Origin of the sequence: Pseudomonas sp. NPDC086278 (assembly GCF_050280905.1) — a bacterium.
Lineage (GTDB): Bacteria > Pseudomonadota > Gammaproteobacteria > Pseudomonadales > Pseudomonadaceae > Aquipseudomonas.
On record NZ_JBNNWE010000014.1, the window covers coordinates 1 to 22001 of the forward strand.

A 22001-nucleotide genomic window follows, 5' to 3' on the forward strand; every position below is an offset into this window, starting at 1 on the left:
GACCTGCGGGCCTTCGTGGACGTTGAGGAAATAACCGACGCCGTGCCCGGTGCCATGGCCGTAGTCGACGCTTTCGGCCCAGATCGGCGCGCGAGCAATGGCGTCCAGCAGCGGCGACAAGATGCCCCGAGGGAACTGCGCGCGGGACAAGGCAATCACGCCTTTGAGCACCCGCGTGCAATCACGTTTTTGCTCGTCCGTCGGCGTCCCGACCGGCACCATCCGCGTGATGTCGGTGGTGCCGCCCAGGTATTGGCCGCCGGAATCGATCAGCAGCAGACCGTCGCCCTCGATCACCGCGTGTTCTTCTTCGGTGGCGTGGTAATGCGGCATCGCGCCGTTGGCGTTGAATGCAGCAATCGTATTGAAGCTCAGCGACACGTAATCAGGACGGCGCATACGCGCGGCCGTCAGGTGTTCGTCGATGGTCAGTTCCGTGATGCGCTCGCGGCCCCAGGCCGATTCCAGCCAGGCGAAAAACTCGCACAGCGCTGCACCGTCCTGCTCCATGGCCTGCCGAATGTGCTCGGCATCGGCCAGGCTCTTCTGCGATTTGGCCAGCGTCGTCGGGTTCAGGCCTTCGATCAGATTCACGCCGCTGTTGAGGTTATCCAGCAAACCGGCAGTCACGCGTGCCGGATCGACTTGCAGGCTCGCCCCGCTTGGCACTGCGCCTAAGGCTGCGGCCACTTCGCTGTAATCGCGCAGGGTTACGCCGTCCCGTTCGAGGACCGCACGCAGTTCGGCGTCGACCTTGCTCAGCGCCACAAACAGCGTGGCCTGTTGCTGGCTGATCAGCGCGAAAGAAACAAAGACCGGGTTGAACGAAACGTCACCGCCGCGCAGGTTGAACAGCCAGGCAATGTCGTCGAGGGTGGCGATAAAGTGCCAGTCGGCGCCGCGATCCTTCAAGACCTCACGCAGCCTGGCAAGTTTTTCGCCACGGCTGACGGTCGCCTGCGGCGGCAAATGCTGATAAATCGGCTCGTTCGGCAACGTCGGACGGTCGCTCCAGACTTCACTCAACAGGTCGATGTCGGTGCGCAGACGTGCACCGCGTTCTTCGAGTTTGCTGCCCAGGGAACGCGCCGAGGCCACAGCCATCACCGCGCCATCCACCGCGACCACGCCACCTTCAGGGGTTTGCTCGGCCAGCCAATCCAGCGGGCTCGGCTGACCAGGTTGCAGCTTGACCAGCTCGATGCCGCTGCCCTTGAGTTCTTTGCTCGCTTGTTCCCAATAACGGCTGTCGGCCCAGACACCGGCAAAATCCGCGGTCACGATCAGCGTGCCGACTGAACCATGGAAGCCCGACAACCACTGCCGTCCCTGCCAATAACCCGGCAGGTATTCCGAGAGATGCGGGTCGGCCGACGGCACCAGCAGGGCATGAATGCCCTCGCGGCTCATCAGTTCGCGGGTGTGCGCCAGGCGCTCGGGCACCGATCCATTGATCGAAGGCTGCGTACTCATCATGTCTCCTGCTAATCACTTCATCATTATTGTTGAGTGCCGATCAATGCCGACACTTCCAGGCCTTATTGCCAGAATGCCGGAGCACTGGCGCAGGCCGTCTTGATCAATTGCGCCGCTTGGTCGACGTCCTGTTCGGTGGTGAACCGGCCGAGACTCAGGCGAATGGTGCGACTCGCCGAGCGAGCGTCATGCCCCAGCGCCAACAGCACATGGGACGGTGCATTGCTCGCCGAATTGCAGGCCGAGGTGGCGGAAAACGCGATCGACTGGCTCAGCGCGGCAGAATTGAATTCGCCTTCGCCGAACGTCAGGCTCAGGGTGTGCGGGATGCGCTGCGTCGGGCTGCCGTTGAGGCGAACACCGGGGATGCTCAACAGCTGTTCAAGCAGGCGCTGGCGCAGACGGACAATATTGGCTTTTTCTGCGTCGAATTCAGCCGCCGCCAACGCGAACGCCACGCCCATGGCCGCAATCTGGTGAGTCGCCAGGGTGCCGGAACGCAAGCCGCCTTCGTGACCACCGCCGTGAATCTGCGCCTGCAGACGCTGGTGCGCGCGCGGGCCGACATAGAGCGCGCCGATGCCTTTGGGGCCGTAGATCTTGTGCGCCGAAAACGACATCAGGTCCACCGGCAACCGGCCCAGGTCGATGGCCACCTTGCCTGCACCTTGCGCCGCATCGACGTGGAACAGCGCATCGCGAGCCCGCACAACTTCGCCGATACCGGCGATGTCGTTGACCGTGCCCAACTCGTTGTTGACCAGCATCAGCGACACCAGAAAGGTGTCTTCGCGCATCGCTTCGCTGACCGCTTGCGCGGTGATCAATCCGTCGGTGTCCGGCACCAGGTAAGTCACCGCCACACCGCCATCCTGCAATTGCCGGGCAGTGTCGAGAATTGCTTTGTGCTCGATCTGGCTGGTGATGATATGGCCGCCGGACACGCCGCGCGCCTGGGCCACGCCTTTGAGCGCGAGGTTGTTGGACTCGGTGGCCCCGGAGGTCCAGACGATCTGCTCGGCCTGGGCGCCGACCAGTTCGGCGACTTGCTGGCGTGCGTGCTCGACCGATTGCCGGGCCTGTTGCCCGAATGCATGGGAGCTGGACGCCGGGTTGCCGAAGTTGCCGGTAAAGCCCAGGCACTCGACCATGACTTTGATGACTCGCTCATCCACCGGCGTGGTGGCGGCGTAATCGAAATACAGCGGACGCTTATTCATAAAAGACTCGCAGAGCGTGTTCCGGGATCAGGAGGCTCGTTACTGAAACGCCAACGCGCAGCCTTGTGGGCTGCGCCGATATTTCAGCACGTTAGAAATACCTGATCGGAGGCCGTTAAAGAAGAACAACTTCACTTGGAAGTGCGTAGGAACGCTCCTGGAGGCGAGCTTAACAGGCATCGGGCAACCGGTCGAAGCGATGCGTCAGCTAAAGCTTTCGATCAGCAACGGATAGAGCGAAGCGACCAGCAGCAACGCCATGCCCCAGTTGAACAGGCGCAGCCAACGCTGATCCTTCAGCACATTGCGCAACAAAGTACCGCACCCGGCCCAGACACTGACGCTCGGCAAGTTGATCAAGGCGAACACAGCCGCAATGACGATCACGTTGGTGAAGTAGCCCTGCATCGGCGTGTAGGTACTGATGGCGCCGATGGCCATTATCCAGGCCTTGGGGTTGACCCACTGGAACGCCGCCGCGCTCAAATAACTGATGGGCTGGCTTTCACCGCCTTCGCGTTCAGACATCGGGCCGGAATGGGCGATTTTCCAAGCCAGGTACAGCAAATACGCCGCGCCGACGTAACGCAACACGGTGTAGAGCAGAGGGTAGGTTTGAAACACGGCGCCAAGACCGAAGCCGACCGCCACCACCAATACAAAGAAGCCACAGGTGATGCCGAGCATGTGCGGGATAGTGCGGTTAAAGCCGAAGTTCACCCCCGATGCCAGCAACATGGTGTTGTTGGGGCCGGGTGTAATCGAGGTGACCAGTGCAAACAGGGCAAAGCCCAACAGCAAATCCAGCGAGAGTGTCATGGCGGGGCAGTCCATCAGGGTCAGTCAGATGTTGACCCTATCCCACGCACGGCGGGAAACCCACGGACAGTTGTGCAAACTTCGAGCGGTACAGTCTCAGCTTGGGCGGCCGTGCAGTTGCACTGTGCGCTCGGCGTTCATTTCGCCGTGTTTGTCGAAGCTGTAAGCCTTCTGCGGCTGGCCAAGCAATTCGGCTTTCCTGGCGTGGTATTCGTCGAACGACAAACCGCGACGGTTCAAATCCTCCAGCGCCAATTCTTGGCTTTCTTCAGCGGTGTACGGCCGCAATTCCGGTGAAACATGGCTGGCACAACCGGCCAGTACGGAAACAGCGAGCATCAAGAAAGTGGCGATCAGAGGTTTCATGTCGGGCGTCCTGGCATCTGGGTTCGGGGGAATGAACACAGGCTACCCGCGGCCCCCGTCGGGCAGAAATCAACGCTCTCGATAGTGGCTATCGACTACGCCCGCCGAGGTGCACGCCTGACAAGGCATATCTCCTTATGATCTATAAATATTAACTAACAGTCTTTTGAGGAATAACAGAGAGCCTTTATAACAACCGGACCGTTTCACGCACTGTTGCCCACGCAACTGTTCGCCAGGCAACAGTCATTCAACAAACAGCGCTGCCAATCACACATCGCGAATGGCCAGAAACGCCGAAAGCCCCGTAATACGGGGTTCCAAGGGATTGGTACAGCTCTTGCTGAAGAGGGGAATGCGCAGTAACTCACTGCTTCCCCAGCAACTGTTTAAAAAGGAACTGATCATGTCGCGTCCATTGAAAGTCGTTGCCCTCTCCGGCGGCACCTGGCGCCCGTCCCGCACGCTGGTGCTGACCCAGGCGCTGTTGGCCGAGCTGGCCGGCCAGTTGCCGATCGAGGCCAAGCTGATCGAACTCGGCGACATCGCCCGACCACTGGGCGCAGCGCTGTCGCGCCAGGAACTGAGCGCCGAGATAGAAGCCGAGTTGCAGGCAATCGAGAGCGCCGACCTGCTGGTCGTCGCCGCGCCGGTGTATCGCGGCTCCTACCCTGGCCTGCTCAAGCACTTGTTCGACTTGATTGATCTGAACGCGCTGATCAACACCCCGGTGCTGTTGGCCGCTACCGGGGGCAGCGAACGGCATGCGCTGGTGCTCGATCACCAGTTGCGCCCGCTGTTCAGTTTCTTCCAGGCCCTGACCTTGCCGATTGGCGTGTACGCCACCGAAGCCGACTTCTCCAATTACCAAATAACCAGTGAGCCCTTGAAGGCCCGCATTCGTCTTGCTGCAGAACGCGCCGCGCCGTTGTTCGGCGTGCACCCTCAAAATCTGCTGAAAATCGCTTAAGGATTTGTTCATGGATGTTTTCTGGTTCCTGCCGACACACGGCGACGGTCATTACCTGGGCACCACACAGGGCGCACGCCCGGTGACCCTCAACTACCTGAAACAAGTGGCGCAGGCCGCCGACAGCCTCGGTTACCACGGCGTGCTGATTCCCACCGGACGTTCCTGCGAGGACTCGTGGGTGATTGCGTCGGCGCTGGTGCCGCTGACCGAACGCCTGCGTTACCTGGTGGCGATCCGGCCGGGGATTATTTCGCCGACGGTCTCGGCGCGCATGGCGGCAACCCTGGATCGACTGTCCGGCGGGCGTTTGCTGATCAACGTAGTGACCGGCGGCGACCCGGATGAAAACCGTGGCGACGGCAGCTTCCTCGATCACAGCGAGCGCTACGAAGTCACCGACGAATTCCTGAAAATCTGGCGCCGTGTGCTGCAAGGCGAATCGGTGGATTTCGAAGGTAAACACCTGCGCGTACAGAACGCCAAGGCCCTGTATCCACCGGTGCAGAAACCCTATCCGCCGTTGTACTTCGGTGGTTCGTCCGATGCCGCGCATGACCTGGCTGCCGAGCAAGTGGATGTCTACCTGACCTGGGGCGAACCGCCGGCGGCCGTGGCCGAAAAACTGGCCGACGTCCGTGAACGTGCGGCGCGTCACGGGCGCACGGTGAAGTTCGGCATTCGCTTGCATGTGATCGTGCGTGAGACCGCCGAAGAGGCGTGGAAAGCGGCGGACAAACTGATCGAGCACATCAGCGACGAGACCATTGCGGCGGCGCAGAAGTCGTTCTCGCGATTCGATTCCGAAGGCCAGCGGCGCATGGCGGCGTTGCACGACGGTCGTCGCGACAATCTGGAGATTGCCCCCAACCTGTGGGCTGGTGTCGGCCTGGTGCGCGGCGGTGCCGGGACGGCGTTGGTTGGCGACCCACAGCAAGTGGCGGCGCGGATCAAGGAGTACGCGGACCTGGGAATCGAGAGCTTCATCTTCTCCGGTTATCCGCATCTGGAAGAGGCGTACCGCTTTGCCGAGCTGGTGTTCCCGCTGCTGCCGGAACCGTACGCGAGTCTGGCAGGCCGCGGCGTCACCAACCTCACCGGGCCGTTCGGCGAAATGATCGCCAATGACGTGCTGCCCACCAAAGCCAAGGCCTGACACGCCCTCCCCTGTGGGAGCGGGCTTGCTCGCGAAGAGGCCGTCAGATTCAACATCAATGTTGACGGTACGGACGCTTTCGCGAGCAAGCCCGCTCCCACAGGGGGATCGCTGTCGATCTCAATAAGGAATCCCGCGTGCCTGCCAAACCGCAAAACGCACTGCCATCCCCTTTGCAGACCGCCCGCCAGCTGGCGGCGGAGTTTGCCCTGACCGCCGTCGAACGCGACGAACGCGGTGGCACGCCAAAGGCCGAACGCGACGCCTTGCGCCACAGCGGCCTGCTCGCGTTAAGCATTCCCACCCAGTACGGAGGCCTCGGCGCCAGTTGGAGTGAAACCCTCACCATCGTCCGCGAGTTCGCCAAGGTCGACAGTTCGATCGCCCACGTCTTCGGCTTCCATCACCTGATGCTCGCCACCGTGCGCTTGTTCGCCAAGCCCGAACAATGGCAACCCTGGTTCGAACAGACGGCGCGCAAGAACTGGTTCTGGGGCAATGCGCTCAATCCACTGGACACCCGCACCGTGGTGAAAAAACTTGGCGACTGGCGCGAGTTTTCCGGCAAGAAAAGCTTCTGCTCCGGCGCCAGCGATTCAGAAATGCTGATCGCCTCGGCGGTCGACGAAAGCGCCGGCGGCAAGCTGTTGATCGCGGCGATTCCCAGCGGGCGCAGTGGCATCACGTTGCACAACGACTGGAACAACATGGGCCAGCGCCAGACCGACAGCGGCAGCGCCACGTTTGAACGGGTGCGGGTCGAAGAGTCGGAATTGCTGCTCGACCCGGGGCCGCTGAGCACCCCGTTCGCCTGCCTGCGGCCACTGATCGCGCAACTGACCTTCACTCACATGTTCCTCGGCATTGCCGAAGGCGCTTTCGAAGAAGCACGGCAATACACGCTGACCGAAACCCGGCCGTGGCATAAATCCATCGCCTCGGATGTGCGTCAAGACCCTTACGTGCTTGGCCATTACGGCGAGTTCTGGGTCGCCCTTGAAGGCGTTCGATTGCTGGTGGAACGCGCCGCCGAATTGCTCGACAAGGCCTGGGCCAAAGGCCCGGCGCTCAGTGCCGAAGAACGCGGACACCTGGCCACGGCCATCGCCACCGCCAAAGTCGCCGCCACGCGCAATGGCCTCGAACTCTGCAGCCGATTGTTTGAAGTGACCGGGGCGCGCTCGACCCACGCCTCGCTGCGGCTCGACCGCCACTGGCGCAACCTGCGCACGCAAACCCTGCACGACCCGGTGGATTACAAACTCCATGAACTGGGCGATTGGGCGCTGAACCAGTCCCTGCCGATTCCGACCTTCTATTCCTAGCTTTCCCTTCATGGAGCGAACCCCATGCAACTGCTGACCTTACCGCCCTCGCCCGCCCTGGCCACCTCGATTCGCGCCACCGCGCAGGTGTTCGAGGACCCGAAATCCCAAGCCTTGCTCGCGCATTTGCAGCAGGTCGCGCCGAGTGAAGCCAGCGTGCTGATCATCGGTGAAACCGGCACCGGCAAAGAGTTGGTGGCCCGGCATATCCACAACCTCAGTGCCCGGCGCAACCGGCCGTTCGTGGCGGTGAACTGTGGCGCGTTCTCCGAATCGCTGGTCGAGGCTGAGCTGTTCGGCCACGAGAAAGGTGCGTTCACCGGTGCCTTGAGTGCCAAGGCCGGCTGGTTCGAAGAGGCCGACGGCGGCACCTTGTTCCTCGATGAAATCGGCGATTTGCCGATGGCGATTCAAGTCAAGTTGCTGCGTGTGTTGCAGGAGCGTGAGGTGGTGCGGCTGGGGTCGCGCAAGAGCATTCCGATCGACGTGCGCGTGCTGGCGGCGACCAACGTGCAACTGGAAAAAGCCATCAACGCCGGGCACTTTCGCGAGGATCTGTATTACCGCCTCGACGTGGTCAGCCTCGAACTGAGCCCGTTGCGCGATCGTCCTGGCGACATCCTGCCGCTGACTCGGCATTTCGTCGAAGCCTACAGCCAGCGGCTCGGTTACGGCACCGTCACCATCAGCAAAGAGGCCGAACTGAAACTGCGCAGCTACAGCTGGCCGGGCAATATCCGCGAATTGGAAAACGTGATTCACCACACCTTGCTGATCTGCCGTAACGGCGTGATCGAGCGCGATGATTTGCGCCTGTCGAACATGCGCATCGAGCGTCAAGACGACCACCACAACCCAGTCGACGATTCGGCGCAGGCTCTGCTTGATCGGGCCTTTCAAAAGCTCTTCGAGGAACAGGCCGGCGCGCTGCACGAGAAAGTCGAAGACGCGCTGTTACGCGCGGCATATCGCTTCAGCCATTACAACCAGGTGCACACCGCTGCGCTGCTGGGGCTGAGCCGCAACGTGACCCGCACCCGCCTGATCAAGATCGGCGAGCTGGCGGTGAACAAACGTCGCCCGACCGAAAATCTGCAGGGTGAGCGCTTGATGCAGCTGTCGATCTAGTTCGTCAGGTTGCAGTGCAGCGCATCGTCGTGGCTGCGCTCCAGACTGTGCAACACCTGGAATGAACCGAACGTCACGGTCTTCGCCTGATGGGCGCGGAGCAACAGCCAGAAATCCTGTTCGCCGCTTTCGAAACGCTGGAACGCGGCCTCCCCCGCTTCGCGCGATTGCCATTGCAGGTAATTGAGCACCCGCCGACCGTCGTCGCTGACCTGAATGCTAGCGCTCAGAAAGCCGCTGAAATCCTGGGCCAGACGCTCGGTCTGGACCGACAGCGCCGACACCAGTGCCGGTTGCTGATGCGGTTCGATCTCGAACTCGATCAATTGGGTGAAGCTGCGATTTTTCTCTGATGCCTGCATGAAAAGTCCCCACTGACGTGTAAGGCGAATCTTTTGATCCGAAGGCGTGCAGGGTAAAACCTCAAGCTAACTGGAGGTCAAGAGGGAGATTGCGGGCCGGGGGCGCGGCTGTTGGGATCGGGGGCAGATCCGAAACAGCGGCGCGGCCATCGCGGGCAAGCCGCGCTCCCACAGGGTTTTGTGTTGTTCAATCACAAAACCTGTGGGAGCGGGTTCGCTCGCGAAGGCGTGCTGCATTCAATGAAGCTTCAGAACCCCGGCGCTATCTGCCCTTTGTAGCGGGTCAAGATGAACTGCCGCACCTCATCCGAATTCAACGCCTTGGCCAGTTTCTGAATGCCCGGATCATTGATGTTGTCCGGCCGCGCCACCAGAAACTCGATGTACAGGCTCTTACCCTTCTCGACGATCAACGCACTGTTGGTGTCGATCCCCGCTTCCAACGCGTAGTTGGCGAACACAAACGCCAGGTCGACCTGGCTCACCGACCGCGCCAGCAACGCGCCTTCCAGCTCACGAATTTTCAGGTGTTTGGGGTTTTCGATAATGTCCCGTTGGGTGGCCAGGGTATTGCTGGGGTCCTTGAGTTTGATCAGCCCGGCTTCGTGCAGCAGCACCAAGGCGCGACCGGTGTTCACCGGGTCGTTGGGGATCGACACCGTGGCGCCATCCTTCAGTTCGGCGATGTTTTTGATCTTGGTCGAGTACGCGCCAAACGGTTCGATGTGCACGCCGACCACCGGCACCAGGTCGGTGTGGCGAGTCTTGTTGTAATCGTCGAGAAACGGCCGGTACTGGTAGTAGTTGGCGTCGAGGTTCTTCAACGCCAGTTGCTGGTTGGGCTGGATGAAGTCGGTGAAGACTTTGATGTCCAGGTCCACGCCTTCCTTGGCCAGCACCGGTTTGACGAATTCGAGAATCTCCGCGTGCGGCACCGGCGTGGCACCGACGACGAGTTTTTCGTTGGCGTGCACGCTCAACGAGATAACGGCAGCCAGAATGGCCAGGGTCTTTTTCATGCTGTGCTCCTAGGCAGATTACGTGGCCGTCGTGGGGCGGACGTGGGGCCTGATTGTTTTGAAAAAACTCGATTGCTTAACGTCGGCTGTAACGCGCCACCAGGCGGTCACCGGTCATTTGCAGGGCCTGGACAAGAATCAGCAGCAGCACCACGGTGACCACCATCACGTCCGTCTGGAACCGCTGATAGCCGTAGCGGATCGCCAGATCACCCAGCCCGCCGCCGCCGATCACGCCGGCCATCGCCGTGTAGTCCACCAGCACGATGGCGGTCACCGTGACCGCCGCGAGCAAACCGCCACGGGCTTCCGGCAACAAGGTGTGGCGGATGATTTGCCACGTGGTGCCGCCCATTGCCTGAGTCGCCTCCACCACCCCGCGATCAACTTCGCGCAACGCGGTTTCCACCAGCCGCGCGAAGAACGGCGTGCAGCCCACCACCAAGGGCGGGATGGTTCCCGGCACGCCCAGCGAAGTGCCGACCAGCAGCGTGGTCAGCGGAATCAACACGATCAGCAAAATGATGAACGGCAGCGAACGCAGCATGTTCACGATCACCGACAACACCCGGTAGATGCCGATGGCTTCATGCAACTGGCGCTTGCCGGTGAGGAACAGCATCACGCCCAGCGGCAAACCCAGCAACACGGTAAAACCGAGCGCGGCGCCGAGCATGCTCAGGGTGTCGAGACAGGCCTGGGCGATATCCGCCCAATAAATGTTTTTGAACCATTCGGCCATGATCAGGACCAGTCGTGGCGTGGCGGCTTGACGCCGTTGAGCAGCCAGTTGCCGACCACGTGATATTTCCAGCGCACCGGGTCGTGCAAGGTGTGAACCCGGGCGTTGCGCCAGTGACGGTCGAAGTTGTGCTTCTTGAGCGTCGAGCGGGTGCCGCCGAGTTCGAACAGTTTGTTGGTGGCTTCGATGGCGATTTCGGTGGTCAGCACTTTGGCTTTGGCCACCGCCAGGGACGCCTGGGCGACATTGTCTTCGTCAGGTGCCGGACGCGCCGCATCCAGCGCCCGACCGGCACGTTCCAGCAAGGCTTCGGCAGCTTCGAGGCGAATCTCCAGAGCGCCGACCTGGATGATGGTCAGCGGGTCCTCGCTGGCCTTTTCCACACCGGCATCGATCCATGGCCGCGCGAAGTGCTGGACGAAGGCGATGGTGTCGCGCAACGCCGCGCGAGCGATGCCGGCGTCGATGGCAGCAGTGGTCAGTTGCGCAAACGGGCCGGCGAGGGTCGGGCTTTCGTACGAACGATAAGTGGGGAACACATTGAACGCCGCGACCTGCAAGTCCTCGGCCAGCACCGTGCCGCTGGACGTGGTGCGCTGGCCGATGCTGTCCCAGTCGTCGACGATCACCAGCCCGGGGCTGCCGCGCTCGACAAAGGCCAATTGGCCCTTCTGTTCTTCATCCAGCGCCAGCACCGCCAGCCAGTGAGCGTAGAGCGAACCGGTGCAATAGCCCTTGCGCCCGTTGATCACATGCCCGTCGCCGTAACGACGAATAGTCGCCTGAATGTCCTGCACATTTTTACCGCCGGTTTCCGACAAGGCATTGGCAAAACGATGCCCTTGCAACGCCAGGCCAAAGAAGTGCGCCTGCTGCTCGGGCGTGCCTTGCAGACGGATGTCTTCCAGCAGGCAGTAGTGGTTTTGCGGGATCTGCCCCAGCGACGGGTCGGCCGCCGAGATGATCGCGATCACCTGCGCCAGCACCGCGCAGGACACCTGCGCGCCACCGAATGCCTTCGGCACGCTGATGCCCCACAAGCCACTGTTGGAATAGAGATCGACGATCTCGGCGGGCACCTGTCGGCTGCGGTCGCGTTCGGCGTCGTGCTCCAGCAGCACAGCGGCGACGCGTTCGGCCACGCGCAAGGCTTCGGCTTCGTCGGCGATCCGATGGGCGGCCGGCGGGTTGATCGGATAAACGGCAGATTCAGGCATGCGAAGGTCTCGACAGCAGTGTTTAACAGAGCCATTGCAGCTTCTGTGCCGAGCGTCGCGCCCCCTGTTTTCGGGCGGTTCGGCGCTGTTCTTCGGGAGGTGTCACGGCATCAGCCGCGCAATCTGCTGCTTCGCTGTTGATGGCTGAACAGTGTTGCTGCTCGTCGGGCGTTGCGTGGTCGAAAAAGTCGCTGGCCTATAGTTAATCGACGGCGTTAACGCACAACAACAAGCAGGGAGAACCGAGATGAACGTCAAACCCATTCCAGAGGGCTATCACAGCATCACGCCTTATCTGGGCATTCAAAAAGCCGCCGAGGCCATCGAGTTTTACAAGAAGGCCTTCGGTGCCAGCGAAGTCATGCGCCTGTCCATGCCGGACGGCGGCATCGGCCACGCCGAACTGCGCATCGGCGATTGCCCGATCATGCTCGGCACGCCGTGCGATCAGGGGCCATTGAGCAATCCGGACAACTCGCCGTCCGTGGGCCTGCATTTGTACGTGAATGATGTGGACCAATCGTTCAAACAGGCGATTGCGGCGGGGGGCACGGTGGTGTCCGAGGTCAAGGATCAGTTCTATGGCGACCGTTCAGGAACGCTGAAGGACCCGTACGGGCATTTGTGGTTTCTGGCGACGCGCAAGGAAGATTTGACGCAAGAGCAGATTGAGCAGCGGGCAAAGGAGATGTTTCAGCAAGGTTGAGATTTTCATGGCTGAACCGGCCGCTTCGCGAGCAAGCCCGCTCCCACATTGGAACGCGTTTCAACAGTGGGAGCGGGCTTGCTCGCGAAAGGGCCAGCGGTAACGCCACCGATCCGTCATGAACAAGCGCACCACGCTTTGCGCCTTGCCGTCGCCAGCGAACACTTTCAGGATGCAGGCAACTACAACAAGGAGTCACGTTCATGTTTGCCGGATTCCTCAAAGAATAATCCGGGTCCGCCCCCCGCCGCAGGCCGCCACTGGCTTGAATGACCATCGGCAACGGCCGCTGCTGAGCAATCGCGTGGGGGCGCGCGCGTCTGTGGGTTTTTTGCAGGAGCATTTCAAGGAATTGTCGATATAGCGCAAACCGGTGCAAACCTAAAATGTGGGAGCGGGCTTGCTCGCGAAGGCGGTGTGTCAGCTGGATCAATGTTGACCGGTACACCGCCTTCGCGAGCAAGCCCGCTCCCACAGGGGAGGATGTGTTTCGGATAAACAGGAAACATTTACTTTCATATGCCGGTTCGGGATTCCTGATTCTCATTCGTCTTATATAGATGCAGTCGGACCGCGTAGGCAAAAGCCACGGCCGCACTTTTCATCGACCCCACGCTGGGAAGCCCGCAGCAGAGGCCCTCGCATCGATACAAGACCTTAATCATGTCGAAGAAATCCCGTTCAAAACTCTGGTTTCTGGTCCACAGCTGGCTGGCACTGCCGATCTGGTTTTTTGTCCTGATCGTCTGTGTGACCGGCACCCTGGCGGTGGTCAGTCAGGAGATCGTCTGGCTGGCCAACCCGCAGATGCGCGCAAGCCAGCCATCGGACGATGCCCCGCGGCTCAGCTATGACCAGATCCTGTCCGCGATCCGGCAAGCCGAGCCGACTACGCTGGTCGAGGCGATCAACCGACCCGATGAATCGCACTTTGCCCTCGACGTCGACGTGAGCTATCCCGATGGCCGCTCTGTCACCGTGTATGTCAATCCGTACAGCGGCGTCATTCAGGGCACCGCCCCGCAATTCAACTTCAAGGCCTTTACCCGTGCGTTGCATGGCTGGTGGCTGGTGCCCTTCACTAACGGCTACAGCTGGGGCTGGTACCTGGTGTCGTTCCTCAGCCTGCCGTTACTGGCGTCCCTGGTAACCGGGCTGGTGGTGTACAAGCGCTTTTGGAAAGGCTTCCTGCGCCCCACTTTGCGCATTCGGCACGGCGCGCGGATTTTCTGGGGCGACTTCCATCGCCTCAGCGGCATCTGGTCGATCTGGTTCATCGCGGTGATTTCCATCACCAGCACCTGGTTCCTGATTCAGGCGTTCATGTTCGACAACCAGGTTTCAATCAGCACCGCCCCGGTGGCCGCCGTGGTCCCGCGTGAAAGCGTGCCGCTGACCGCCGATGGCTCGCGGGCCCCGATGATCAGCCTGGAAACGGCGATTCGCGAGGCCAAAGAACGTATTCCCGGCCTGGATGAGAGTTTTGTCAGCATGCCAGCCAATGCCTACAGCTATCTTTCGGTGGGTGGGCGCAGCTGGTATCCGCTGATGTACCAGACCGCCGACATCAACCCGTACACCGGCGAAATCGCCGCGACGCGCCTGCTGTCGGACCGCACGGGCCTGGAGGTCGTGACCGAGTCCATGCGCCCGCTGCACACCGGTGATTTTGGCGGCATCTGGATCAAGCTGATCTGGTTCTTCTTCGGCTTGCTCCTCAGCATGATGGTCCTCAGCGGCCTGCTGATCTGGACCAAACGCACCGCCCTCGCAACCGCCAATGCCCTCAAGCGCAAAGAGAAGCGTCCGCGCACGGCCGAGGCCACGCCAGTGTCCAGTCGCGAAACCCCGGAGGTCAGCCAATGAGCCTGTTCGCCGCTGAAAAACCGTCTTCCACGCTGAGCCGTTTCTGGCACAAATGGCGCTTTCACATCAACGTCCTGCTGTTGCTGGTGCCGCTGGGGTTCATGCCCAAATACTTCGCCGACGCTGCGCTGTTTCGCGGTGATACCGGTTTGGGCGAGCGCGAAGTCGGCGAGGTTCAGGTCGGCCCATGGAGCGTGCGGTTGGCCGAGTTGCGCAACGAGGCACCGACCCTGGATGGACCTGCCGGCCACATGAAAATCTTTAGCGCGGCGCTGTGTGACACCTGCGGCGATCAGGTCAAGGCGACTTACCTGCGCATCGGCAAACCGCGCAGCCTGCGCGCCGCCGGGGTGATTTTCTTCGGCACCCCGTACCGCATGGGCGCGATGTTGCCCGTCCCGGACAAAACCAAACCCGACGCCGAGCTGTGGATAACGATGGAAGGCTGGGACGGCGCGATGCATCAGGCGTCCATCCCCCTGAGCCAGGCATCCCCGGCCACGGTCGCATGGCTGAACACCCAAGGAGGCAAACCATGAGCAAGACCTTTCGCCCTCTCAACGCGCTGTTGCTGGTGCTCGGCGCCGGCTTCAGCGCCAGCGCCCTGGCCCACAATCCGATGTGCGAATGCAAGGCCATCGACGCCGAGCAGATCCAGTGCACCGGCGGTTTCTCCGACGGCAGCGGCGCGCCGGGCGTGACCCTGGACGTGATCGGCTACGACGAAACCATTCTGGTGCCGGGCAAGCTCGGCACCGACTCCAAAATGACCTTCAAAAAACCCGGCGCCGAATTCTACGTGCTGTTCGATGCCGGTCCCGGCCACGTGGTCGAGATCGACCAAGCGGACATCCAGGCCCCATGAGTACGCCCACCACGCAAGTCGTCCGCCCGGCCGGTGCCGGCCATGAAACCCTCTACGTGTTGCTGTTGTGCCTGATGATCCTCGCGGTCGCAGGCTCGGTGGTCGCCTGGCGCCACGAGTCCCAGGAAGTCAGCAGCATTGGCACTCATCAACTCGATGCCCGCCGCGACCTCAGCGCGTCCGAGCAAGGCATCTACGCCGATTTGCGCGTGACGCTGGATGAAATCCACCTGTTGCGCCAGGAACAACAAAACCTGCCGTCACCCGAAGCCCTCGCCGAAGAAGGCTTTGCGCCGTTTGCCCAGGACGCCAGTTCGGTCAGCCGTGGCGCGCATGCCTGGCAGTTGCTCGACGCCAAGGCGTATTTCGGTCAGAGCCAGACGCCCGCCGTGGCTGGTTCGTTCCTGATGCGGCTGACCGCTGACGACGACGCGCCCGACATCTGGCTCAACCGCGCCGCAGGCCTCAAGGCCCCGTCCGACCTGAGCGACGCCGCGCTCGAAAGCGCCGGCTGGCAACAGATCGTCGCGCAATTCGATGCCGGCGTGACCCGCCAGCACCGGCACTGACCCCTCGCCTTCACCCGAGAGAAGACCGCTTTCCCATGCCCATTTCATCTCACCGCCGTTTACTGAAAAGTGGAACATTCCTGCGCCCTCTGCTGGTCGGCCTGCTGGCCTTGCTGCTGACGCCGCTGGCCACTGCCGACGACGCCAAGCGCCTGCGCATCGGCATCACCCTGCACCCGTATTACAGCTATGTCGCCAATATCGTCGGCGACAAGGCTGACGTAGTGCCGCTGATTCCGGCCGGTTTCAACCCGCACGCCTACGAGCCCCGCGCCGAAGACATCAAGCGCATCAGCGGGCTCGATGTGATCGTGCTCAACGGCGTCGGGCATGACGACTTCGCCGACCGCATGATCGCCGCCAGCGAAACGCCGAACATCCCGGTGATCGAAGCCAACGAAAACGTGCCTTTGCTGGCCGCCACCGGCACCGCCGCGCGCGGTGCCGGCAAAGTCGTCAACCCGCATACCTTCCTGTCGATCAGCGCCTCGATTGCCCAGGTCAACAACATTGCCCGTGAACTGGGCAAGCTCGACCCGGCCAACGCCAAGACCTACACCGAGAATGCCCGCGCCTACGGCAAACGCCTGCGCAAGATGCGCGCCGACGCCCTGGCGAAACTGACCCAGGCGCCGAACGCCGAGCTGCGCGTGGCCACCGTGCACGCGGCGTACGATTACCTGTTGCGCGAATTCGGCCTCGAAGTCACTGCCGTGGTCGAGCCGGCACACGGCATCGAGCCAAGTCCCAGCCAGTTGAAAAAGACCATCGATCAACTGCGCGAACTGGACGTGAAAGTGATCTTCTCGGAGATGGATTTCCCGTCGACCTACGTGGAAACCATCCAGCGTGAATCCGGGGTCAAGCTCTACCCGCTGTCGCACATTTCCTACGGCGAATACACCGCCGACAAGTACGAAAAAGAAATGACCGGCAACCTCAACACCGTGGTCCGGGCCATTCAGGAGTCAGGCTCATGACCGCCAAAGAAACAATTACCAGCGAAACCCAGTCCGCTGTAGGAGCGGACTTGCTCGCGAAAACGGAGTGCCAGTCGCCATCAATATTGACTGACCCGGCGCAATCGCGAGCAAGCTCACTCCCACAGGTTTCGGGGCCGACGCTGGATTTCGCGCAAGTCAGCCTGACGCTGGGCCGCACGACGATCCTCGACGACGTAACGTTCCAGGTTCAACCCGGCAACGTGCATGCACTGGTCGGCCCCAATGGCGGCGGCAAAAGCTCGTTGATCAAAACCCTGCTCGGGCAGATGCCACACCGGGGTCGCCTGAGCCTGCAATGGCCCGGCGAACCCGGCACCACCGGCTACGTGCCGCAAGCATTGGAATTCGATCGCGGCTTGCCGATGACCGTCGATGATTTCATGGCCGCGATGTGCCAGCGCCGCCCGGCGTTCCTCGGGTTGAGCAAGCATTACGCGGCGGCGATTGGCGAGGCGCTGGAGCGGGTCGGCATGCAGGACAAACGCAAGCGCCGCATGGGTGCGCTGTCTGGCGGCGAACGCCAGCGCGTATTGCTTGCCCAGGGACTGATCCCGGCGCCGCAATTGCTGGTGCTCGATGAACCGATGTCGGCCCTCGATGAGGCTGGCATTCAGGTGTTCGAGCGCTTGCTTGGCGACTGGCGCCAGAGCGGCATCACCGTGCTGTGGATCGAGCATGACCTGGAGGCTGTCGGGCGTCTGGCGGACAAGGTCACCGGGCTCAATCGCCGCGTGTTGTTCGATGCCACGCCGAAAGAAGCGCTGACCCCGGAGCGCTTGCTGACCCTGTTCTCCACCCATCCACGGAGCGCTGCCTGATGAGTTACGAAGCCTTTCGGCTGATGGTTCAGGGCTGGGCGTCGTCGGGTTACCTGCCCGAGGCGCTGGCCTATGGATTTGTGGTCAACGCGCTGCTCGCCGGTTTGCTGATCGGCCCGGTGCTCGGTGGCTTGGGCACACTGGTGGTGGTCAAACGCTTCGCGTTCTTCTCCGAAGCGGTCGGGCACGCGGCACTGACCGGCGTGGCCATCGGCATTCTGCTCGGCGAACCGTACACCGGGCCTTACGGCAGCCTGTTCGGTTACTGCCTGCTGTTCGGGATTCTGCTGAACTACCTGCGTAACCGGACCGGCCTGGCGCCGGACACGTTGATCGGTGTATTCCTCTCGGTGTCGTTGGCATTGGGCGCGAGCCTGCTGCTGATTCTGGCGGGCAAGGTCAACGTGCACATTCTGGAGAACGTACTGTTCGGTTCGGTGCTGACGGTAAACGGCAATGACCTGCTGGTGTTGGCCATCGTCGGTTCGCTGGTGATGGCGCTGGCCTTGCCGCTGTACAACCGCATCATGCTCGCCAGTTTCAACCCGCAATTGGCGGCGGTGCGTGGCGTCGCGGTGAAGACCCTGGATTACCTGTTCGTGATTCTGGTGACGCTGATCACCGTGGCGGCGGTAAAAGTCATCGGCGCGATTCTGGTCGGTGCGCTGCTGGTGATTCCGGCCGCAGCGGCACGTTTGCTCAGCCAGTCGCTGAAGGGGTTTTTCTGGTGCTCGGTGTTGATCGCCACGGTCAGTACGCTGTGCGGGATCCTGGCGCCGATTGTCTTCGACCTGCCGATTCCGTCCGGTGCCGCGATCATTCTCGTGGCGGGTATTGCCTTCGCCCTCGCCGCGATTGCGCGCGGTGTCGTCCCCAGCCTGAAAGGGAACCTCGGATAAATGTCATTTTCTCTGCGTCAACTGACTCTCGCCGTCGCCCTGTGCGGGGCAGTCAACACCACCTTCGCCGCCGACAGCGCCAAACCGTTGCACGTGCTGGCGTCCTTGCCGATCACTTACGGGCTGGGCGAAGTCTTGCTCAAGGGGACAAACGTCAACCTTGAAAGGGCCGCGCCGGCGAACCTGCCCGGCAGCCGTCAGACGGCCTATTTCACCGGGCGTGGCGCGCCGGCGCTGGCCCAACTGGCGACCGACGCCGACGCGGTGATTGGTCTGCGCTCGCTGTGGGCCGATGATCCGCTGTACCCGATCTCCCGTCGCAGCAACATTCGCATCGTCGAAGTCGACGCCGCGCGCCCGGTGGACGGCGCCCTGCCAGGCATCGCGGTGCAACCGGGCAACAAGGTCGATGGCTTGAACAGCCAGCCGTGGTTTTCCAGTAACAACATGGGCCGGATGGCCGATGTGATGGCGGCGGATCTGGTGCGCCTGGCGCCTGACGCGCAACCGAAGATCGAGGCGAACCTGGCGGCGTTGAAACAGCGACTGCTCAAGCTCAGTGCCGACAGTGAAGCGCGGTTGGCCAGTGCCGACAATCTCAGCGTCATGAGCCTTAGCGATCACTTCGGGTACTTGATTGGCGGGCTCAATCTGGAATTGATCGGTGTCGACGCGCGCCCGGATGCCGAGTGGACACCTGAGGCACTGAAGCAACTGACGGCGACGTTGAAAGATAACGACGTGGCGGTGGTGTTGCATCATCGACAGCCTTCGGAAGCGGTGAAAGCCGCCATCACCGAGTCCGGCAGCCGGTTGGTGGTGCTGAGCGTGGATGGCGCGGACCCGGTGGCCGAGCTGGAAGGGAATGTGGATGTGCTGATCAAGGGGTTGAGCGGGACGTAACGTCAGTTGGACCGCGTTACCGTTCTTCGCGAGCAAGCCCGCTTCCACATTGGAATTGCGTCGTGCCACAAATCCAGTGTGGGAGCGGGCTTGCTCGCGAAGGCGACCTCCCGAACAACAGAAACTCCAGCCCCAAAAAAACCGCTGACCGTTACCGGTTCAGCGGTTTTTTTATAGCCGGCGACTTATTAAGCCACCGTCGCCTGCGCTTCCATCTTCTGCCGCAAGCTCAACGGACGCATATCGGTCCAGGTCTCTTCGATGTAAGCCAGGCATTCCTTTTTCAGACCGCTCTTGCCCACGGTGCGCCAGCCAGCCGGCACGGCTTTGTAGTCGGGCCAGATCGAATATTGCTCTTCGTGGTTGACCACGACCTGAAAGAGGATGTCCTCGCGGTCGAATACTGACGTCATGGTGTTTCTCCATCGCGGTAAGGTGGGCTGCACTGCGTGCGCAGCCGTCATGTAGAAGGAACGTTGCAGCCGCTGAAAAATTTAAAGGCTGGCGGTAGCTGCCGCCATGGCCCGGCCGAAAATCTCGGCGACCCGATCGATTTCGCTGGCGGTAATCACCAGCGGCGGCAGGAAGCGCACGACGCCGCCATGCCGCCCGCCCAGCTCGAGAATCAACCCGCGTTTGAGGCATTCACGCTGCACCAGCGGGGCCAGGCGGCCGAAGATCGGCGGATGCCCTTGTGCATCCGGCGCACCGCTCGGGTCGACCAGTTCGACACCGAGCATCAGGCCGCGACCGCGAATATCGCCCAGTTGCGGGAAGTCACGTTGCAGGATGCGCAGGTGTTCGCTCAGGCGTTCGCCCATCGCGGTGGCGTGTTCACAGACCTTGTGTTCAGTCAGGTAACGCATCACCGCGGAACCCGCGGCCATCGCCATCTGATTGCCGCGGAAAGTCCCGGCGTGGGCGCCTGGCAGCCAGGTGTCGAGCCAGTCGCGATAAACCACGACCGCCAGCGGCAGGCTGCCACCGATGGCTTTGGACATGACCACCACGTCCGGAATGATCCCGGCGTGCTCGAAAGCGAACATCTTGCCGGTGCGGGCAAAACCGCTCTGGATCTCATCGACAATCAGCGCCACGCCCGCCTTTTCGGTGATGCGGCGCACACCGCGCAGCCAGTCGAGATCGGCCGGGATCACCCCGCCCTCGCCCTGCACCGCTTCCACGATAACGGCCGCTGGCAATTGCACGCCGGCCTCGGGATCGTTGAGCAGGTTTTCCAGGTAGTTGAGGTTGACCTGCACCCCTTGCGCGCCACCGAGGCCGAATGGGCAACGGTAGTCGTAGGGATACGGCATGAACTGCACGCCACTGCTGAGCAAGGCACCCAACGGTTTTTTCGGGCCAAGGCTGCCCATCAGGCTCAACGCCCCCTGGCTCATGCCGTGATAACCGCCCTGGAACGACAACACGGTGCTGCGTCCGGTGGCTGTGCGCACCAGTTTCAGCGCGGCTTCCACCGCGTCGGTGCCGGTCGGGCCGCAGAACTGGATTTTCGCCTCGGCGGCCAACGCTGGCGGCAGCAGACCGAACAAGTCCTGCACGAATTGATCTTTGACCGGCGTGGTCAAGTCGAGTGTGTGCAGCGGCAGTTCATCGGTCAGCACTTGCTGGATCGCTTCAATCACCACCGGGTGGTTATGCCCCAGCGCGAGCGTGCCGGCCCCGGCCAGGCAGTCAATGAAACTGCGACCCTCGACATCCTCGACGTAGATACCCTTGGCGCGTTTCAACGCCAATGGAATACGGCGCGGGTAGCTGCGAGCGTTGGACTCCTGACGGTTTTGACGGGCCAGCAGCGGCGATTCGTTGAATTGATAAAGCGTTTCGGCCGGCGCCGAAGCGGTCCGGGCCGACTGATCTTCCATAAGGCTGGTAGCGACTGACATCTCTCGACCCCTCAATAAGGTTTTCCTGTTCTGGAAACGCATCAGCGGGCCGAGGATTTAGACCCTTGATCGGCTTTCTATGGCAGTGGCGTCAGCAGCTTGTGCATGGGAATCGCGTGGAGCCCGGCAACGACGAAGATTTCGGCGCAAGGCTGGTAACCCAGATGCCGATAAAAAGCTTCACTGGTGCGGGTACTGTTGAGCCGGGCCTGAGCCAATCCGTGATCGATCAGCCAGCCTTCAAGGTCGCGGACCAGCGCTTGCCCGGCACCGCGTCGAAACCATTCCGGCTGCACGTAACAGAACGCGACCTTGCCGCTGATCGCGGCCATGGCCACGCCGACCGGTTTGTCGTGCAAGAGGGCGATGTTGAGGTACAAGCGCGGGTCGTCCAGCCACGGCTGCACGTGTTCGCAGGTTTTGTTGTGGGTCCAGGTGGCGACCGTTTGCGGATGGTTGCGGTGGTCGAGCGCGCAGCCGACGCGGATCGAACGCTCGACGATCCGGCTGATAATGCCGGCGTCGGCGGGAGTTGCCTTGCGGATGTGTATGAGTGCTTCCATGGCGCTGTTACCTCAATCCATTGAGAAAAAGCTGCCGGGACGATATCCCTGCTCAAGACCTGATGGCCAATGAAGAGAAGTTACATTTGATGTGCAACTCA

General features: G+C 61.7%; 24 protein-coding genes. 13 read left to right on the forward strand and 11 right to left on the reverse strand.

The window, feature by feature from the left end; translation table 11 throughout:
• The 4 genes from ACQKP4_RS06535 to ACQKP4_RS06550 form a co-directional block, all read right to left on the reverse strand.
• A partial coding sequence (locus ACQKP4_RS06535; protein WP_427631492.1) for a M24B family metallopeptidase occupies positions 1–1473 on the reverse strand: 1473 nt, incomplete at its 3' end.
• A gap of 65 nt (positions 1474–1538) precedes the next feature.
• Positions 1539–2696 (reverse strand): aminotransferase class V-fold PLP-dependent enzyme, encoded by a 1158-nt coding sequence (locus tag ACQKP4_RS06540; protein ID WP_427631494.1) that lies wholly within the window; start codon positions 2694–2696, stop codon positions 1539–1541.
• A gap of 204 nt (positions 2697–2900) precedes the next feature.
• Positions 2901–3515, reverse strand: coding sequence for a LysE family translocator (locus tag ACQKP4_RS06545; protein WP_427631496.1), 615 nt, complete (start codon positions 3513–3515; stop codon positions 2901–2903).
• A 96-nt stretch (positions 3516–3611) separates the two neighbouring features.
• Positions 3612–3881 (reverse strand): hypothetical protein, encoded by a 270-nt coding sequence (locus tag ACQKP4_RS06550; RefSeq protein WP_427631498.1) that lies wholly within the window; start codon positions 3879–3881, stop codon positions 3612–3614.
• A gap of 406 nt (positions 3882–4287) precedes the next feature.
• Here ACQKP4_RS06550 and msuE point away from each other — a divergent pair, with 406 nt between their 5' ends.
• The 4 genes from msuE (at position 4288) to ACQKP4_RS06570 (ending at position 8460) form a co-directional block, all read left to right on the forward strand.
• A complete protein-coding gene (gene msuE / locus ACQKP4_RS06555; protein ID WP_427631500.1) occupies positions 4288–4851 on the forward strand; it encodes an FMN reductase in 564 nt (187 codons plus the stop codon).
• Positions 4852–4861: 10 nt separating this feature from the next.
• Positions 4862–6007 carry an FMNH2-dependent alkanesulfonate monooxygenase gene (gene ssuD / locus ACQKP4_RS06560; protein ID WP_427631501.1) on the forward strand — a complete coding sequence of 382 codons (1146 nt, stop codon included), beginning with the start codon at positions 4862–4864 and terminating at the stop codon, positions 6005–6007.
• 137 nt (positions 6008–6144) lie between these two features.
• Complete coding sequence (locus tag ACQKP4_RS06565) at positions 6145–7332, forward strand: acyl-CoA dehydrogenase family protein (RefSeq protein WP_427631503.1); 1188 nt, start codon at positions 6145–6147, stop codon at positions 7330–7332.
• Between the two features lie 24 nt (positions 7333–7356).
• Entirely contained in the window at positions 7357–8460 is a 1104-nt protein-coding gene (locus ACQKP4_RS06570; protein WP_427631505.1) for a sigma-54 interaction domain-containing protein, read from the forward strand.
• Here ACQKP4_RS06570 and ACQKP4_RS06575 read toward each other — a convergent pair.
• From ACQKP4_RS06575 to ACQKP4_RS06590, 4 genes are all read right to left on the reverse strand, one after another.
• On the reverse strand, positions 8457–8822 hold the full coding sequence (locus ACQKP4_RS06575) for an antibiotic biosynthesis monooxygenase (protein ID WP_427631507.1): 366 nt from the start codon (positions 8820–8822) through the stop codon (positions 8457–8459). The genes ACQKP4_RS06570 and ACQKP4_RS06575 overlap by 4 nt on opposite strands.
• Before the next feature lie 248 nt (positions 8823–9070).
• Entirely contained in the window at positions 9071–9841 is a 771-nt protein-coding gene (locus tag ACQKP4_RS06580) for a MetQ/NlpA family ABC transporter substrate-binding protein (RefSeq protein WP_427631508.1), read from the reverse strand.
• A gap of 76 nt (positions 9842–9917) precedes the next feature.
• On the reverse strand, positions 9918–10583 hold the full coding sequence (locus ACQKP4_RS06585) for a methionine ABC transporter permease (RefSeq protein ID WP_427631510.1): 666 nt from the start codon (positions 10581–10583) through the stop codon (positions 9918–9920).
• Between the two features lie 2 nt (positions 10584–10585).
• Positions 10586–11800: an SfnB family sulfur acquisition oxidoreductase gene (locus tag ACQKP4_RS06590; RefSeq protein ID WP_427631512.1), complete on the reverse strand. Its 1215-nt coding sequence runs from the start codon at positions 11798–11800 to the stop codon at positions 10586–10588.
• 247 nt (positions 11801–12047) lie between these two features.
• Between ACQKP4_RS06590 and ACQKP4_RS06595 the strand changes: the two genes are divergently transcribed.
• The 9 genes from ACQKP4_RS06595 (at position 12048) to ACQKP4_RS06635 (ending at position 19430) form a co-directional block, all read left to right on the forward strand.
• Entirely contained in the window at positions 12048–12506 is a 459-nt protein-coding gene (locus ACQKP4_RS06595) for a VOC family protein (RefSeq protein ID WP_427631514.1), read from the forward strand.
• Between the two features lie 663 nt (positions 12507–13169).
• Entirely contained in the window at positions 13170–14372 is a 1203-nt protein-coding gene (locus ACQKP4_RS06600) for a PepSY-associated TM helix domain-containing protein (RefSeq protein ID WP_427631516.1), read from the forward strand.
• Entirely contained in the window at positions 14369–14911 is a 543-nt protein-coding gene (locus ACQKP4_RS06605) for a thiamine pyrophosphate-binding protein (RefSeq protein ID WP_427631518.1), read from the forward strand. The genes ACQKP4_RS06600 and ACQKP4_RS06605 overlap by 4 nt, the downstream gene beginning before the upstream one ends.
• Entirely contained in the window at positions 14908–15237 is a 330-nt protein-coding gene (locus ACQKP4_RS06610) for a hypothetical protein (RefSeq protein WP_427631519.1), read from the forward strand. Before ACQKP4_RS06605 ends, ACQKP4_RS06610 begins: the two co-directional genes overlap by 4 nt.
• Complete coding sequence (locus tag ACQKP4_RS06615; RefSeq protein WP_427631521.1) at positions 15234–15806, forward strand: DUF6162 family protein; 573 nt, start codon at positions 15234–15236, stop codon at positions 15804–15806. The genes ACQKP4_RS06610 and ACQKP4_RS06615 overlap by 4 nt, the downstream gene beginning before the upstream one ends.
• Positions 15807–15841: 35 nt before the next feature.
• Complete coding sequence (locus tag ACQKP4_RS06620) at positions 15842–16786, forward strand: metal ABC transporter substrate-binding protein (protein WP_427631523.1); 945 nt, start codon at positions 15842–15844, stop codon at positions 16784–16786.
• On the forward strand, positions 16783–17628 hold the full coding sequence (locus ACQKP4_RS06625) for a metal ABC transporter ATP-binding protein (RefSeq protein WP_427631525.1): 846 nt from the start codon (positions 16783–16785) through the stop codon (positions 17626–17628). The genes ACQKP4_RS06620 and ACQKP4_RS06625 overlap by 4 nt, the downstream gene beginning before the upstream one ends.
• Positions 17628–18527, forward strand: coding sequence for a metal ABC transporter permease (locus ACQKP4_RS06630; protein WP_427631526.1), 900 nt, complete (start codon positions 17628–17630; stop codon positions 18525–18527). The genes ACQKP4_RS06625 and ACQKP4_RS06630 overlap by 1 nt, the downstream gene beginning before the upstream one ends.
• Positions 18528–19430 (forward strand): metal ABC transporter substrate-binding protein, encoded by a 903-nt coding sequence (locus ACQKP4_RS06635; RefSeq protein ID WP_427631528.1) that lies wholly within the window; start codon positions 18528–18530, stop codon positions 19428–19430.
• A gap of 188 nt (positions 19431–19618) precedes the next feature.
• Here ACQKP4_RS06635 and ACQKP4_RS06640 read toward each other — a convergent pair whose 3' ends face one another.
• The 3 genes from ACQKP4_RS06640 to ACQKP4_RS06650 form a co-directional block, all read right to left on the reverse strand.
• The gene (locus tag ACQKP4_RS06640) at positions 19619–19843 is read right to left on the reverse strand and encodes an MbtH family protein (protein ID WP_427631530.1); all 225 of its coding nucleotides are present in this window, start codon (positions 19841–19843) and stop codon (positions 19619–19621) included.
• Positions 19844–19924: 81 nt separating this feature from the next.
• Positions 19925–21337, reverse strand: coding sequence for an aspartate aminotransferase family protein (locus ACQKP4_RS06645; RefSeq protein ID WP_427631531.1), 1413 nt, complete (start codon positions 21335–21337; stop codon positions 19925–19927).
• Between the two features lie 77 nt (positions 21338–21414).
• Positions 21415–21900 carry a GNAT family N-acetyltransferase gene (locus tag ACQKP4_RS06650; protein WP_427631533.1) on the reverse strand — a complete coding sequence of 162 codons (486 nt, stop codon included), beginning with the start codon at positions 21898–21900 and terminating at the stop codon, positions 21415–21417.
• Between the last annotated feature and the right edge of the window lie 101 nt (positions 21901–22001).